General features: G+C 40.1%; 12 protein-coding genes. 5 read left to right on the plus strand and 7 right to left on the minus strand.

Features of this window, described 5'->3' with window-relative positions:
* The first annotated feature begins 251 nt into the window (after positions 1-251).
* Both FNH22_RS07025 and FNH22_RS07030 read left to right on the plus strand, forming a co-directional pair.
* A complete protein-coding gene (locus FNH22_RS07025) occupies positions 252-2,153 on the plus strand; it encodes a hypothetical protein (RefSeq protein WP_143397625.1) in 1,902 nt (633 codons plus the stop codon).
* Positions 2,154-2,577: 424 nt separating this feature from the next.
* Positions 2,578-3,102, plus strand: coding sequence for an STM3941 family protein (locus FNH22_RS07030; protein ID WP_143397626.1), 525 nt, complete (start codon positions 2,578-2,580; stop codon positions 3,100-3,102).
* Between the two features lie 274 nt (positions 3,103-3,376).
* On the opposite strand, the gene FNH22_RS07035 is transcribed toward FNH22_RS07030, so the two are convergent.
* The 6 genes from FNH22_RS07035 to FNH22_RS07060 all read right to left on the minus strand — a co-directional run bounded on the left by FNH22_RS07035 (position 3,377) and on the right by FNH22_RS07060 (position 12,412).
* Positions 3,377-4,594, minus strand: coding sequence for a tetratricopeptide repeat protein (locus FNH22_RS07035; RefSeq protein WP_143397627.1), 1,218 nt, complete (start codon positions 4,592-4,594; stop codon positions 3,377-3,379).
* A gap of 111 nt (positions 4,595-4,705) precedes the next feature.
* Positions 4,706-7,360 (minus strand): TonB-dependent receptor, encoded by a 2,655-nt coding sequence (locus FNH22_RS07040; RefSeq protein ID WP_185154107.1) that lies wholly within the window; start codon positions 7,358-7,360, stop codon positions 4,706-4,708.
* A gap of 572 nt (positions 7,361-7,932) precedes the next feature.
* A complete protein-coding gene (locus FNH22_RS07045; RefSeq protein ID WP_143397629.1) occupies positions 7,933-8,406 on the minus strand; it encodes an ankyrin repeat domain-containing protein in 474 nt (157 codons plus the stop codon).
* Entirely contained in the window at positions 8,399-9,496 is a 1,098-nt protein-coding gene (gene hemH / locus FNH22_RS07050; RefSeq protein ID WP_143397630.1) for a ferrochelatase, read from the minus strand. Before hemH ends, FNH22_RS07045 begins: the two co-directional genes overlap by 8 nt.
* Complete coding sequence (locus FNH22_RS07055) at positions 9,468-10,754, minus strand: NAD(P)-binding domain-containing protein (protein ID WP_143397631.1); 1,287 nt, start codon at positions 10,752-10,754, stop codon at positions 9,468-9,470. Before FNH22_RS07055 ends, hemH begins: the two co-directional genes overlap by 29 nt.
* Positions 10,755-10,942: 188 nt before the next feature.
* The gene (locus tag FNH22_RS07060) at positions 10,943-12,412 is read right to left on the minus strand and encodes a catalase (RefSeq protein WP_143397632.1); all 1,470 of its coding nucleotides are present in this window, start codon (positions 12,410-12,412) and stop codon (positions 10,943-10,945) included.
* 91 nt (positions 12,413-12,503) lie between these two features.
* Here FNH22_RS07060 and FNH22_RS07065 point away from each other — a divergent pair, with 91 nt between their 5' ends.
* Both FNH22_RS07065 and FNH22_RS07070 read left to right on the plus strand, forming a co-directional pair.
* Positions 12,504-13,436, plus strand: a complete 933-nt coding sequence (locus FNH22_RS07065) for a hydrogen peroxide-inducible genes activator (protein WP_143397633.1) — start codon at positions 12,504-12,506, stop codon at positions 13,434-13,436.
* Positions 13,437-13,523: 87 nt separating this feature from the next.
* A complete protein-coding gene (locus tag FNH22_RS07070; RefSeq protein ID WP_185154108.1) occupies positions 13,524-13,886 on the plus strand; it encodes a hemerythrin domain-containing protein in 363 nt (120 codons plus the stop codon).
* A 31-nt stretch (positions 13,887-13,917) separates the two neighbouring features.
* Here the strand turns inward: FNH22_RS07070 and FNH22_RS07075 are convergent, their stop codons facing one another.
* On the minus strand, positions 13,918-14,841 hold the full coding sequence (locus FNH22_RS07075; protein WP_143397635.1) for an SRPBCC family protein: 924 nt from the start codon (positions 14,839-14,841) through the stop codon (positions 13,918-13,920).
* Positions 14,842-14,951: 110 nt separating this feature from the next.
* Between FNH22_RS07075 and FNH22_RS07080 the strand changes: the two genes are divergently transcribed.
* The gene (locus FNH22_RS07080) at positions 14,952-15,725 is read left to right on the plus strand and encodes a helix-turn-helix domain-containing protein (protein ID WP_143397636.1); all 774 of its coding nucleotides are present in this window, start codon (positions 14,952-14,954) and stop codon (positions 15,723-15,725) included.
* Positions 15,726-15,767 lie beyond the last annotated feature (42 nt).

Consider the following 15,767-nt stretch of genomic DNA (forward strand, 5'->3'; position numbering starts at 1 on the left):
ATAAATCAGCGTGGTTCTGGTCCCATCGATTTGAATTTATTTTATACAGACAAATACTGCTCACCGAACTTTATCCAAATCTTTTCAGCGTAAATACCCACCCCCCATATGCTGGCAGTCAGCTTTTTATTGACATGTCCATTAATATGTCCATTGTTTTGTCCATGTCCAAGAATAGACTTCAAGACAATAAAAAGGTTTCATTGTGATCAAACAAAAACATTAAATGTTACAATTTAATCCCTTGCCCAATGAAATACTTAGATAAAACAAGGCACAAAACACCAGCCATAATTTTATTATTATTCTCTTTTATTCTCACCAGTCATATGCTTCTCGGGCAAACTCAACACTTGTTGAATCAAGGTGCTATAAGCGTTAAGAAGGCAGAATATAAACCAGATGAAGGCGTCATTTATTTTGAAATGAACGTCTATGGGGAAATAATCAAAACTGTCAAAAGCAGAACTTCTCACTACATTGTTTCCGCAGGAAGTCACACCCTAGGAGCTAATCGTACACAGCTCATTATTATCGATAATGACACAGGTAATGAGATCCCTATTATGTACATAGAACTAGGCAGACAAAACGAATATCAAAGCGGTCAGTACACTGCTGAAGCCTGGCGTGGTTTCAATATTAATATGGTGCCTAAGGATACCTATGATTTTTCAGCATTCAGTAACTTTAAAACATCTAATGACCCTACTCCTGCTTATCCGGTCTCTGAACCCGCCAGACGCAACATGTTCATCTCTTTTATCTGGCATGTTCCTCAAGATTTCCTGGGAAAAACATTCGATTTTGGTGTAGGAGGGCTTGCTACCTGGATCAAAGCACGTAACACAACACAAAAAGGAACCTATACACTTAGAAACTTTAAAAGCCGGGATCTTAATTCCAATACACATTTGCCTGAAATAGCCCAAATACAAAATTTATCTGCAAGATATCATTGCAATCAGGTTGAGTTGGAATGGGAACGCACAAACCCTTCCAGCACCTACAACGACGGTAATATTTTTTACGAGATTTTCGAAGAAGGTCAGCTGGTTCAAACCATTCATGACGATAACTTAAGAAAAGTTAATCTCGATGCGCAAGAAGACAAAAAGACGTATGCAGTAAAAATGATACTTCCCCTGATACATAATCAATTCATTTCCCAGAAAACTTCCAAATCAAAAGAAATATCGGACGCTACCCCCGTAACAGATGCGGTAATGGAAGTAATTGAGGAAAAATGCGCCGAAACACATAAACTAACGTTACGTATCTCATGGGATGGTACTGAGGGTGCTGCCGGCTACGAGGTCGTACGGATGGGGCACAGCAGTACAGATGTAGGACTGGCCACATCTTTTACAGATAGAAGAGGGATAGTCTATGGTGAATACTATTCCTATCGCATCTATTCCTATGATTCCGCGTGCGCTTCCAGATCAAAGTATGATTATGTCTACACCGTCACCCCAAGAACTCCGGGTGAACCTCCTCCTGCAGTTACACCTGACCACTTAACTGGTCAACTGGTAGCTGGTACAGGGGTTGAATTGAAGTTCAACGCAACTGGTCATAACGATAATGACATCGTTGCATACACCATTTACCGGGTCTCAGATTCAGGGGAATCAACATCATACCTGGTCAATAAGCGAGATCTCGCATATGAAAGTACTGAACCAACGTCCACCAGGTATATATTTGTGGATACAAACTTTGAACAGTGTCATTATTATACATACACGGTTACCCAGGTAACGGGATGTGGAGATGAGTCTGCCCCACAGGAAACCGGAATTAGAGTAAGTACATACGAGCAAAGAGGAGGTCGTTATCAAACCAACGAGCCGTGTTATGAACCGGAAGCAGTAAGAAACACGGCTGTCTTATCTCAAGCCATTTTATCTCCAAATCCTACTGTATCGTCTACTACCATATATCTGGAAGCTACCAGGCCCGGTAAGGTTGAGTTAATGGTCACCAATTCTCTTTATCCTATCTCTTCCCAAAGGCAAACATATTCAGTGGAAGCAGGTATCAACGAACTGGTTATTTCAACAACCCACCTCAGAGCGGGAGTTTACCACGCCATTCTCAGTAATGAATCAGGTGAGACAAGATCTTTCCAGTTTATAGTAGAGGATTAGCAAGGCAGTAGGTCATTGACATGCTTTATTTACTGGATTAGCGAATTCTTATACCGGTTAATCTGGAAATGCATGACCAGATATGAATGAAAAGCTCATATTGAAGTTCGTATGGGCCTTTCTTCATGTCTATGCCCAGGCTGTTATAAAAAAGTCTTCTCCATAAACCAACCTTGCCAGACTTCAAGGCCTGCCTTAAACAACCCATAGCCTGCACCGCACTCAGCTCTTATAACTATTTACATAACAGGATGAAAGTCAGTGAAAAGCCAGATTGGATACTGAAGCGCTAAGGGGTTTCCCAATTAAATACACTCAGGAATTCCAGACCGTTACTCTATCTTCATCAACACTCAACCTATGAAACATGGTTTTACCAACAAGAACGATTCCCTAAACAGCACAAATAAAAGAATCGAGACAAATGAAAACTATTGAGATATATAACAGTAACAAAAAAGCCATACTACTTTTCTCTATTTACACTGCATTCTTAATGCTAAGCATCTTTTTTATTATCCATCCGGAAGTATTTATCAACCCGGTATTCAATAGTACGGTATTGGTGATCGGCATAGGAATAATCAGTGTACCAATTTTTAGTTATGTCGTTTTTGTAACGACCAGACATATGATAAAAAAAGAAGTAGCCCTGATCATAAGCTCAAAAGGACTGCATCTCAATCCAAAAAAATGGAATGATGTTATCATTGATTGGGAATCCATACTTGGTTTTAGAGATACCATGATCGCTGACCGAAAAGTTCTGATTGTTGCGGTTACAAACCCGGAATATTGGTTGTTACGGGAAGTCAGTACTCTTCGAAAAAGGATCTTACAGTTTAATCTCACTAATTTCGGTTCCCCTTTTAATATTTGTGCAGAGTCACTCGACATTAAAAAAGATGATCTAAAGAAGTTCCTTAATGATAGCCTCTTATTTTATTAGAGTTCAACAGGTACTAATCCATTCACAAAGTAAACCAGTTCATAATAGACCCCTATCCCTACCTTTTTTTGTCATTAAACTTCATGTGCATGTAGTTTGAAAACCAGATTGGATTAAGTTCAAATGGGTCATAAACGCACACATAAAATGAATGAAAAGGGGAAGATTGTATTTTTGAGAGTTATTAAGGTCTGCAAGAGCTTAAAATACATTATCAATTATTGGCGTATCAATTAAATTAATTGTCTCAGTTTGATAATTACAGATTATGGTGTTATAATTCATCACGGCATATCTTTTTCAGTGCCCTTTGCGCTTGTATTATGCCACCTTGTACTGCCATCCTCAAATCTGCACAGGCTTTTTCATTATCTGCCAGCTTATGAAACACCAAGCCTCTATGATACAAAGCCATACCATAAGCAGGGCTAAGTCTAAGCGCTGCCTCATAGTCTTCCAGGGCCTCTTCGTATAGTTCAAGTTGATAGAGTGTATTTCCACGATTTAAATAAACCTTTTCAAAATCCGGTGCCAGGTCAATCGCCTGAGAATAACTTTTTACGGCTTCTTGCCATAACTTTAGTTTGGCTAAAGCAATACCTTTATTAAGCCAGGTCTCAACGTCACTATTATTCAGGAACAAAGCACTGTCCAGATCTGCAAGTGCACCTTTAAAATTCCCCTCCTTAATACGACGATATCCCCTTTGACGATATGGATAAGGTGATTTTGGATTGGCTTCGATGGCCAGAGTGAAATAGTCTTCTGCTTCTTTACTTTCGCCCTTCTGTTGCATCAAAACAGCCAGGTTATATTTGGCCAACCCATGCTCGTTGTCTAATGACAAGACTTTAAGGTAGTCCTTTTCAGCTAATGCAAGTTCTCCTTTTTCCTGGTAAGTCAGCCCCCGGTTCAGGTAGTGGTCCACCTTTCCAGGTGCATAAGTCACCGCAGAATCAAAGTAAGTAAGTGCCTGATCATATTTACCCAGTTCCTTGTCAATAAGGCCCAGGTAGTTGTAAATATAGGCTGGGTTAGTTCCCTGGACCGTGTGTACACCAGTCACACCATTACCGTAACGAGGTTGGGCAAAAAATATCGTATTGGTCTCACCACCTGGCAGTGATCTCAAATAAACAAGGTCCTCGCGGGCAGCAGTGTATTTTTTCAATTGGTACTGTAACAAAGCACGGGCATATAACCCTTCATGATGGTTAGGTTCAAGCTCTAAAAGGATGGTGTAATCTGTTAATGCACGCTCATAGGCTTTCAAACCAACCTTCGCAGCGGCACGCCTGAAATATCCATCTGCCAGGTCAGGCTGATGAAAAAGTACTTCATCAAACTTTTCCAGCGCCATGGCATAGTCCATTTGATCCAATGCCTCCACACCAGCTTGATATGCATCAGTAGCAGACCGGCCAACCTGCGCTTGTAAAGCGGGGGTGATGCTCAAGTACAACAACCAAAAGATTATTCTTTTACGACCCATTCTGCGGTATATCCAGGCAACGGTTCCTCCTAATATCAATTATTTACTCCCCATTGAAGTTAACCATATTCAGTTTCATACGCAATCACGTCGATTTTCAAGAAATTTTGATCACTCACTCTTCACATTACGTCCCAGATTATATCGGAACGATACCATGAAATACCTGCTTAGTGTATTAAAACGTCGTTCTTCCAGGTAATTGATGGCACTGGACCTGCTTACACCCTGATTTTCATTGAGTAAGTCAAAAGCTGATAATTGTAATTCGCCTTTGCTGCTCAGTACCGACCTGGCAAATGTAGCAGTCCAAACAGGAATACGTGTTGTTCCATCAAAAGCTGCTCCGGAATATTCGTTGAGGGTAAAAGAGGAATTTACACGCCATTTACTGGTTATATTCCACCCAAGACGAGCAGCATAGTTAAAGCTGCTGAATTGCTGATCCAAATCAGTATTTTCCGAGTAGGTAGTATTACTATTGTTATACTTCAGGTTAACTGCCCAGTCGTATATCTTTTTATTCTTGTTTTCCAGTATTAGTCCAAGCGTATAGTTCAAACGATTCGTAGTATTCTCCACTTCATTCACAAACAATATACCACGACCATAGGAAATACTGGAATTGGCCCCAATTTTAGCATTTACCCTCTTTATGGGATACTCAAATGCGAAATTATTGCCAGCATTCACCTGGTCATCTACATTCACAGGTGTAGTGGTCTGCCGAAGTAATGAATCCACGTTGGTAAGTTGTGAAATACCATTTCTGGCATAAGAAATATTCGTATAATTAAAAAATAAAATACCTTTATCAGGGTCATGTGATCGATACGAAAAACGTAAGTTATGATTGTAGCCGGCTTCCAGGTCAGGATTACCGCTACGCAGTAAAAACGGGTCACTGTTATCTGTTATTGGATTTAACTGTTCCAGCGTAGGGATCTGGACCGAAGTGGTATAGGCCAGAGTAATGTTCTTGGAACCTGAAAGCTGGAGGTTCCACCGTGCCTCAGGAAGCAGGTTTAGAAAACTGTTGTTAATACCAGTTTGCTGGTCTTCAATAGTTCCTTTCTGGGTGGCATACTGTACATTCATGCCTGCCTGAATAAATCCATTTTTCAACTTCCGGTTGTAGGACAGGCCAGTAAGATTCGCCAGAAAATCACGGTCATAGGCGGTACTAAGTTCTTCATTACGCAAAAACCCGCCATCCGATTGCAGATCAAAGAAATCACGTGATACTTCATCCTGATCGCTTCTAATGGAATAGGTTAAGCTAATAAACTGGTTTTTTTTAAAGTTATAAAGATAGGAGAGAGAACCTGTTAAATTGAGTGTTTCATTCAATTGTACCTGCTCCTGGTTGATGAATTCAGTGGTATCCACTTCCCGGAAAAAACTATTTTCGGAGATAAGGCTCAGATCACTTTCATTGTCATTATAGTTGGCACGTAAAGAACCCGTCAGAATATTTTTCCCTTCCTTTCCAAGTTTTTTGAAATAAAAAAGTTGCCCGGAACCTGCCCAGGTATCGTTTTCTCCGGCGTTAGAATTTAAGTTCCTGCTAATTAGCTCATCAAATGTATCAATAGAAGAGCCACTGGTCTGATTATCCGTAGTATTGGCCGACCTGTTAATATTCAGCATTACTCCAAAATGGCGATTATCTTTAGGCTTCTGATTCAGGAAAACACTCAGGTTATGACCATCTTGTTTTTGCTCATTATCTTGTTCTTCTAAACGGTCGAACAAGTTGCCTTCCAGGAAATTTTGCCTCTCCGAATTACTCAGCACCTCATTTCTTCGACGATTGTAGTTATACGCGCTATTTAGCTCAAACCCTTTGATGGCATCGGTATTTATATTAACACCCATTGTACCTGCAGTAGTGATACCATTAGCAGAAATGGATCGATTGGAAGGGTTATCAATATCCAATCCATTTACATTATCGGCCGAACCTATCACTGATATTCGTGAACGTTCATTTAATACATTGAAGTTACCTTTTGACCGGAAGCGATCATCCGTACCATAACCCGTTGAGATATTACCAAAAAACCGACTGACGTCAGGTTTTAATACCAGATTAAGTGTCATCTCACGATCTCCATTCTCCACACCTGTAAACCGGGATTGTTCAGATTTTCGGTCAATCATTTGTATCCGATCTATAATATCAGAGTTTAGGTTTTCAATGGCCGTTTTAGGGTCATTCATGAAAAATGTTTTTCCATCTATCATCACATTTTTCACTTCTTTCCCATTCACAAAAAGTCGTCCTTCTTCGTCTAGCTGGATACCTGGCATTTTACGCAATAATCCTACCAGTGATTCATTCGGATTATTTTTATATGCATCGGCGTCATACTCAACGGTATCTTCTTTGACCGTTACAGGGATACGCTCACCTGTTACCTCAAGTTCTTTAAGTAGTATCTCTTTCTCCTTTATTTTGAGTGTTCCCAGGTCCAATTCTTTTTGCTCTCCACTCAATTCCACCGCCATATTTAGTTCGTCAAAACCGATGAACGAGATTTGTAATGTGTACATTCCATACTTCAGGTCTTGAAATTGAAAGAGGCCCTCCATATTAGTTATCGTAGTACGATCAGCCAGTGAATCCGGACTTAAGAGTTTAACATGGGCCCCGGGTAAAGTCTCATTGCTCTGATCCGTTACTACTCCTTTGACGGAACCATCCTGTGCTAAGCAATTCAAAGCTGCCGATACAAACATTAAAGTAATTATGAGCGATTTCATGTTCGGAAAATTCGTTAATGAAACCATTCATTTCTGATGGGCAAAAATGTAAGAACAACATTCAGATTACAGGGCGCTACATTCACCTGTCTTTTAGTGAGGGCCAAGACCAGCTTCTGGCCTTCGGGCCTAACAGACAATAACCAACATGTCCTTTTACAATAGGAGACTCTTATCATGGGGGTATAAGGGTTTACTTCTAAACTACAACAGGGCAGCAATGAAACATCAATCGAGATGGCAGGGCTCCAACTCTTCCCATTGCTTTCGTTATAGATAACAAAGTTACCATTTATTCGGAAACTACTAGCTCCGGGATCATCTGCATCTGAAATCAGGTGAAAAGTTTATCAAACGCATACCTATAACCAAAGTTATTATCGTGTAGACCAATTATGAACGCGGAGACTACGACCTGCCGTGTATGACAAAATATTCATCCTAACGTAGGTGGAATATTAAATGTCAATACACCTTACGGTAATACAAATAGAAAGGTAATATCTGCTGAATTAAGAACTTGTTTTTTAACAGCATAAAGCAAATCAAACCAAAAGGTGTATAGGCATTGACTAACGCTTACTTACCTTTAATGCCTCTTCCACAGATGTATTTCCCTGCATCCGTGCATGATCTAAAGGGCTTAACCCTCTGGAATCTTTGATTGTAGCATCTGCTCCACGTTCCATGAGTACATGGACCATTTGGGGTTTGCCAAAGGTAGCCGCGAAAGTAAGCGCTGTAGCACCGGTATAATTCTGTTCATTGATATTGGCGCCTGAAGCGAGTAACTTCATAACTAAAGCAGGGTATTCTTTAAACACCGCTCCCATGAGCGCTGTATTTCCAGAGCCGTCTTTACCATCAATTTCTACATTGTTTTCAATCAAATAATTTACTATTTCTATCTGGTCGTTATACACGGCTAAGATCAAAGGAGTATATCCCCTGGGGTCTGCCTGGTTGATAGCACCCGGATCTTTTTGATAAAACATTTTAACACTTTCTAAATCACCTTCCCTTGTAGCGTTAAATATATCAGCCATAATTTACTAGTTTGTTGGTTTCATTAAAAGGAACAACTTCAGGATCATTGTGTTTGTGTTTTGTCATAGTCCGGCTAAGCATATCGTGTACAGCTGACACCCAACTATCGTCACTGTTAAGGCATGCTGTCACGTTAAATGCGGTACCACCTTCGGATAAGAAAAGTTCCTTATACTCTTCCCCTATTTCCAGTGTAGTTTCAAGACAGTCTGCTACAAAAGAAGGTGACACTACCAGAAGTTTTTTTACTCCCTGCACTGTCAAATGCTTTATAGTGTCATCTGTATAAGGTTTTATCCAGGGGTCTTTTCCTAAGCGGCTTTGGAAAGAAGTGGAAAAATCCATCATAGAAAGGCCAAGCTTTGTAGCCAGCAGTTCTGAGGTTTTAAAGCAAGCTGACCGATAACAATATGGTTTATTAAGGGCCTTATTTTCACACCCGCAATTGGGCCAATCACATTTCCCGGCATCATCATTTATTATATTTTTCAAATGCCTCTCAGGGATACCATGATAACTGAATAACACATGGTCTGGCGCATACTTTTCATGATCGGGTTTGATCTTATCCACAAGAGCATCGATATACTTCGAATTATCATGGTATGAATTCACAAATTCAATGGATGGAATTACCTCCCACTCTGAAACGATCTCCATTATCTTTTCAGCAACAGACCCTGTTGTAGCAGAAGCATATTGAGGAAATAATGGAAATACTATGATCTTATCAACATTCTTTTCCTTCAGGTTTCCGAGCGCCCGTTCAATGGATGGGTTTTGGTATCGCATCGCCAGCTCAATTTCTACCGGAGCATTATTGAACTTTTTTATTAGTCTTGATACAAGCCTTTTGCCATGTACTAATAGTGGCGAACCATCTTTAAGCCATAGCTTTTGATATTCACGCGCCACCTTTGGAGCACGAAACGGCACAATAATACCTTTTACTAAAAGAACACGCTTCAAATAGGGCACGTCTATGACACGCTTATCCATCAGGAATTCTTTCAGGTATCTTGCTACATCTTTAGTAGCAAAAGAGTCAGGGGTACCCAGGTTAACGATTATAATTCCAGTCTTTTTCATAATTCAATAATTTTGTATCAGGAAAACCCTGTTGAAATTCAGATAAAAAATTATTCACCGATGGTCTGATAGTGGTACCAGGTATAAATAAATATCTGTGCACAGCTTTTCTAACCATTTGGTTTATCCAGTGATTTACCTCCTTTTGATCAGGGTCCAGTTCAGGAATGGAGTCAATGGTTTGGTCAACTAACCGAATGACCCGCTTTTTATAGTGTCGAAGAAAAGCTCGTACTCCCGCACTTTTCACCCACTGCTCAAAAAGTTGTAATTCACTATATATAGCTTTATTTATCAGGGCTATAACTCCGGAATGTATGTATTCACTTTGTTCTATTCCTTCAGTGATTTCATCAATGTTATAAAGGGACAGACCAGGCTTTTCTCTGAGACCGTCATCTACGTTAGCCGGTAAAGCAAGATCCGTAATAACCACAGATTCAGTTAACGTTTGGCAATCTTTGTTGATAAGGCCTTTTCTATTGCTGACCGCTGTAATAATAGCATCAAAACCACTATACTCAGCTGCCTCTACCTTTTCCCATTCATATATTTTCATACCGTAGTATTTAGCCAGTTTCACTGCTTTTGAGCTGGTTCTGTTAGCAATGTATACCTCATGAAATGGAAATTTCACAAGATATTTCAATACATCGGACGCAATTTCACCAGCGCCTATCACAAGCAGTTTTTTGTCCCGGACAGACAACCTTCCCATGTTTTTCTGAATTAATTTTAAAGCCCGGTATGCGGTAGATCTGGATCCGTGACGAAAAGAAGAAGTATTAGATATTTTTTTGTGGCTCCTGAACACAGCTTGAAATGCTCGCTCCAGCACTGAGCCCTGCAAACCATGATCTAACGCAAGACGATATGCTTGCTTTATCTGTGAAAGGATCTGACCATCTCCTACTACGGCTGATTTCAAGCCATTAGCTACATAAAGTAAGTGGTGTGTTGCATCTAAAGAATTATCAAAACATTTAAATTTTTCTTTTTCCTTCAACCAGACTGCTCCGGGATTCAATTCCTGAACAAAAAAGCAGGCAACATCAGAAGCCAGCGTGGTATCTGATTCAAAATAGATCTCAGTACGATTACAGGTAGATAGAAGTACTAACCCTTTAACATCACGAAAACTACCTTTTATAGCCGTTGTGAGGTAATCTTTGGCCGATGTATTCAGGTAATAGTATTCACGTGAGGTCAATGATGCTGATTCATGTGATATACTTATCGCTCTTAACATTTTTTTCATTTTTGACGGTAGTAGTTAGTTCATCAAAATGAGATGAAGTACATTGTTCGTTGGCAATTAAAACTTGTTACAGTATCACATGCGACTACGAACATCGAATGGTAATACTGATTTGATATTAGAAAAAAGTAAGTGCCGTAGCAGAAATGACCTCTTCGGAATACAGCACCTGCATAAATAACTATTCGCTAGGCCACAACCTCTTCACTATCCTCATTGAGTGCCTTACGTGCCGCTCTGACCCCTACAGCGTAGGCAGGGTCTGCCCCGTCAAAATGCACCAACTGCCTCTCAACGATTTCCTCAGAAACGCCCTGCATGGCTTCTGCAATATTGAAGAACAGCCTCTTTTTCTGATCTTCATTAAACAACCTGAACAGGTCACCCGCCTGCTGATAATTACCTACTTCGTCGTTGTCTTCATAGCGACGAATATCTCCGTCGACCTCCATTGGCGGTTCTGCTACGGATGGATCTTCTTCAGGTCCGTTGAACGAGTTTGGCTCATAATAAGCGTCAGGGTTGCTATTGCCATTTTCAAAAAATCGCATGGAACCGTCTTTATGATAATGATTTACTTCAGACTTGGGAGTATTAGCAGGTAAAGCTTCATAATGCGTTCCCAATCTGTATCGGTGGGCATCGGCATAGGAAAATATCCGCGCCTGTAGCATTTTATCCGGTGAAAAACCAATCCCTGGCACTACGTTGGAAGGTGAATAAGCGGCGTTTTCAATGTATTGAAAATAATTTTCCGGGTTCTCATTCAGTTCCATTACACCTACCTCTATGAGTGGGTAGTCATTATGTGGCCAAACCTTAGTTACATCAAAAGGGTTATAAGGTGTTTTTTCAGCATCTTTTTCCGGCATTACCTGTACGTATAGCTTCCATGTTGGAAAGTTTCCATCTTCAATGGCGCCATAAAGCTCTTCCTGATATTTTTCACGACTTTGACCTATAACATGGGCTGTCTCTTCATTAGTATAAAAAGCATGTCCCTGTTGTGTTTTAAAGTGAAATTTCACCCAAAAACGCTCGTTATCGTTATTCCAAAAAGAGAACGTATGTGATCCATACCCATTCATATGCATAGGAGTTTTAGGAATACCGCGATCAGACATTAAGATAGTCACCTGATGCAATGCTTCCGGCGTTTGTGACCAAAAGTCCCACATCGCTTCAGGAGAACGAAGATTGGTTTTTGGATGACGTTTTTGTGTTCTGATGAAATCAGGAAATTTGTAACCATCCCGGATAAAGAAAACAGGGGTATTATTTCCTACCATATCCCAGTTGCCTTCTTCTGTGTAAAACTTAACGGAAAACCCACGAACATCACGTTCTGTGTCAGCAGCCCCTAATTCGCCAGCAACTGTCGAAAATCTGGTGATTAAAGGAGTTTGTTTGCCCACTTCAGAGAATAATTTGGCTCTTGTATATTTAGTGATGTCATGAGTGACCGTGAAAGTCCCCTTCGCTCCCCATCCTTTGGCGTGCACAACACGCTCCGGGATACGTTCCCTGTTTTGATGGGCCAGTTTTTCTATTAATTGGTAATCTTGCAGTAATACCGGGCCTTTTTTTCCGGCGGTCAATGATTTTTGATTGTTGGAAATGGGCGCTCCGGCAGAAGTAGTTAGTCTTTTACGTGTCATGATAGATTTATTACGTTTGGTCTTGGACAAAGCTGGATTTTATACATATATTTATCAAATCAATAATTTCAATAAAATATTTAAATTATAAATGACCTTACAGCAATTACAGTATATCGTAGCACTGGACACACACAGACACTTCGTACGCGCTTCGGAAAGCTGTTTTGTAGCGCAGCCTACGTTAACATTACAGGTAAAAAAGCTGGAGGATGAAATAGGGCTTACCATTTTCGACCGTTCTGTCCAACCTCTCAAGCCTACTCCTATGGGTGAAAAATTCATATTAAATGCCCGACAGATCCTAATGGATGTCAGTATGTTAAAAGAAATGGTCAACAAAGACCGTAATCAGTTGGAGGGCACCTATCGTATAGGTGTTATTCCTACAATGGCACCCTATTTATTACCCCTTTTCCTTGAAGATTTCACCAAAGAACATCCCAACATTAACCTTCAGATCAAAGAGATACAGAGTGAACAAATTATTTTAGACATCTTAAATGATGATTTGGACATTGGTATAATGGCCACTCCTTTGAACGAACCGAAGATCCGCGAAATTTCAGTCTTTTATGAACCGTTCTTAATTTACGCCAATCCAAACCACCCTATACTATCGCTGGAAGAAGTAAAAGCTGAAACTATAAACGAACCTGGTCTTTGGTTACTTGACAAAGGACATTGTTTTAGAAACCAGATATTGAACTTGTGCAATAAAACAGCAGATCTCTCCGCCCTGGAAAGAGTTTCATTTGAAAGTGGTTCTATAGAAACACTAAAGAAGATGATCTTAAATGTATCAGGATATACGTTAGTACCGGAACTGGCCATAGATCCGAAGGTAGACCCTGAAAATATCCGCCGGTTCAGTGCTCCCGAACCGGTACGTGAAGTGAGTTTAGTAGTACATCATAGTTTCACAAAAGAATTATTATTATCCAATCTCAGGAAATCGATCCAAAGAGGTATCCCTCAGAAGTTTAAAAAAACCAATCGGTTCATTACCATAGAATGGAGGTAACCGAATTTTTGAAAGTATCACATGCGCCGTCACCCTAGTCTAATACCACTCTCACGCTTCCACAGGAGCATTCTGTTTGTTGCCTTAATGGTGAAAAAAAATGCTCCTGCAATACAGGGATATCCTACATTACTGGAAGACAAAACAGCTTACGCATTCGATTTTTACAACGAGAAATTAAAAAAACACTTCGAGGTGGAACAACAAATACTTTTTCCTCAAATAGCAGGTAAAGACCAGGCACTTGATGAACTCATTCGTGAAATGGTGCAGGAACGCGTTCACCTGGATAATCTCTTTATGAAGCTACAAAGCCGGAACGTTAGTGAAAAACAGCTGAATCATCTTGGAAACACGTTGGAAAAACATATTAGAAAAGAAGAAAGGATCTTCTTTCAAAAGATCCAGCAGGTATTCACCTCTGAAGAATTAGACCAGCTTAAGTTGTAGTTAAGGTTTGACGACATTATTGATAACAGGTCTACTTTACTGCAAAATGCACCTCTGTAACTAATTCATGTTCTGACACTTCCCTGGGGTCGTTTACATAGGTTTCAAACGGGTCTATTTTTTTGTTGGCCTTAAAAGCTTTAGCCCTTTCCATGTTATACAATGTTGACCATGCATTACCTAAATGAAGATAAGGTCCTGTATGGGTTAAAGTATATACCTCAGTTTGAGGTATCTCACCTGTGATCATACCTTCAGGCAGATCATCTCTTATTTCAGTAACCGGTATGCCCGAGGTATAGACCACTTTCTTGCCTACCATATCCCATTTATGGTAAATGGAAAAAGGACTACCCGCCACAAGTTCTTTTTTATCTTCTATATAAGCCCCTATTTTACCCAGGTCTTTCTCCATTTGAGGGCCTATTTCATCCATAGTACATGTAGTTTTTATAGCAATATACTTACAACCAGGATAGGCCTCTTTGCCTTTAAAAGTGAGTTTGGAATGCACTTCTCCGTCTTCTACATAATCTTTTAATAGTTGGAGCCCTCTGTCATAGTCCATACTTACAAAAGCCACCATCATTTTCTTCATCCAAAACATAAAGAATGGAAGACTGCTGTCCATGGACCATTTAACTCTTGTATCATCCCCCTCTGGCATAAGTTCAAATCTCACTTTAGCAGTTGACTTCCAAGGCTTGAGAAATTCCAGATCAAAATCGATGGACGTACCGGAGACTTCATTGGTTATTTTCATATTACCTGACCCTACCCTGTCTCCTTCCCACTCATAATACTTAGTATCATCGGACACAGTAACCCGGGTTTCAGGTTCCATGATCAACCAGGGCGACCACATCTTCCAATGATTAAAGTCATTCAATTTTGTATATACCTGATCAGGTTTGGCCTTGATCAGTATTGACCGGTCAATGTTCATTTTAGGCATAGCACAGATAATTTAAGCAGTGTTAGAAATAAGAAACAGACTTCATGTTCTCTAATAATCAATAGTAATTTATCTTTAATGAAAGTGAGTTCCAAAAATCGCAGGTAAAAATGTTTCAATCAGCACGTTATATACCCCATATCACGTTACGCCCCTTTATCCGGTATTATCAGGCTAATGCTATTGCAGCACAGTATGTCTCTACTGTTCTACCGGATTTTTCTGTAGTGATGGGGTTTCAATATGGCGGTAAACTTTGGCTGGCTGATAAAGGTGAAAAGCGTCTGGAACGATTATGCCTGACTGGAATGAGTGGGACCTACCGTACATTTCAAAATAGTGCTGACTTTGGCATTATACTGGTATATTTCACCCCCGTAGGCGCTTCAGCCTTTTTTAATATCCCCTTACATGAAGTATTTCAGACCAGCATTGCGTTAGATACCTTTTACCTGCCTTCTGAAATCCAGGCTACCGAAGAACGGTTAATAACAGCCAACTCGAATAAGGAACGGATCACTTTGATAGATTCATTTTTTCTGAACAGGCTCAAGTCAGACAAAGTCGATAACCTTATGTCAGAGGCCGCTCTATGGATCCAAAAGCGAAATGGAAATGTGAAGATCACTGATTTAGCATTTGAACTATGTATGAGTCAAAGCAGACTGGAAAAACGTTTCAGAAGTGCAGTTGGGTGTTCTCCCAAAAAATATGCTACTATTTCTCGCATGAGGTGTATTACTGAAAGGTTAACTCCCTGTACCGATCTGCAAACATTGACGTTTGATCATGGGTATTACGATCAGGCTCATTTCAACAGAGATTTCAAACATTTTACCGGACAATCTCCAAAACACTATATCTCTACAGTTAAAAAAGATTAACCTGAAATGTCTAACGGTTCCAACCTCAGGCAATCAGGCAAA

The organism is Fulvivirga sp. M361 (assembly GCF_007097395.1).
Lineage (GTDB): Bacteria > Bacteroidota > Bacteroidia > Cytophagales > Cyclobacteriaceae > Fulvivirga.

Excerpts from the sequence above, each read along its gene's own strand:
- FNH22_RS07025 (WP_143397625.1), top strand. The coding sequence starts at position 252 with ATGAAATACTTAGATAAAACAAGGCACAAAACACCAGCCATAATTTTA.
- FNH22_RS07030 (WP_143397626.1), top strand. The coding sequence starts at position 2,578 with ATGAAAACTATTGAGATATATAACAGTAACAAAAAAGCCATACTACTT.
- FNH22_RS07035 (WP_143397627.1), bottom strand. The coding sequence starts at position 4,594 with ATGGGTCGTAAAAGAATAATCTTTTGGTTGTTGTACTTGAGCATCACC.
- FNH22_RS07040 (WP_185154107.1), bottom strand. The coding sequence starts at position 7,360 with ATGAAATCGCTCATAATTACTTTAATGTTTGTATCGGCAGCTTTGAAT.
- FNH22_RS07045 (WP_143397629.1), bottom strand. The coding sequence starts at position 8,406 with ATGGCTGATATATTTAACGCTACAAGGGAAGGTGATTTAGAAAGTGTT.
- hemH (WP_143397630.1), bottom strand. The coding sequence starts at position 9,496 with ATGAAAAAGACTGGAATTATAATCGTTAACCTGGGTACCCCTGACTCT.
- FNH22_RS07055 (WP_143397631.1), bottom strand. The coding sequence starts at position 10,754 with ATGAAAAAAATGTTAAGAGCGATAAGTATATCACATGAATCAGCATCA.
- FNH22_RS07060 (WP_143397632.1), bottom strand. The coding sequence starts at position 12,412 with ATGACACGTAAAAGACTAACTACTTCTGCCGGAGCGCCCATTTCCAAC.
- FNH22_RS07065 (WP_143397633.1), top strand. The coding sequence starts at position 12,504 with ATGACCTTACAGCAATTACAGTATATCGTAGCACTGGACACACACAGA.
- FNH22_RS07070 (WP_185154108.1), top strand. The coding sequence starts at position 13,524 with ATGGTGAAAAAAAATGCTCCTGCAATACAGGGATATCCTACATTACTG.
- FNH22_RS07075 (WP_143397635.1), bottom strand. The coding sequence starts at position 14,841 with ATGCCTAAAATGAACATTGACCGGTCAATACTGATCAAGGCCAAACCT.
- FNH22_RS07080 (WP_143397636.1), top strand. The coding sequence starts at position 14,952 with ATGTTTCAATCAGCACGTTATATACCCCATATCACGTTACGCCCCTTT.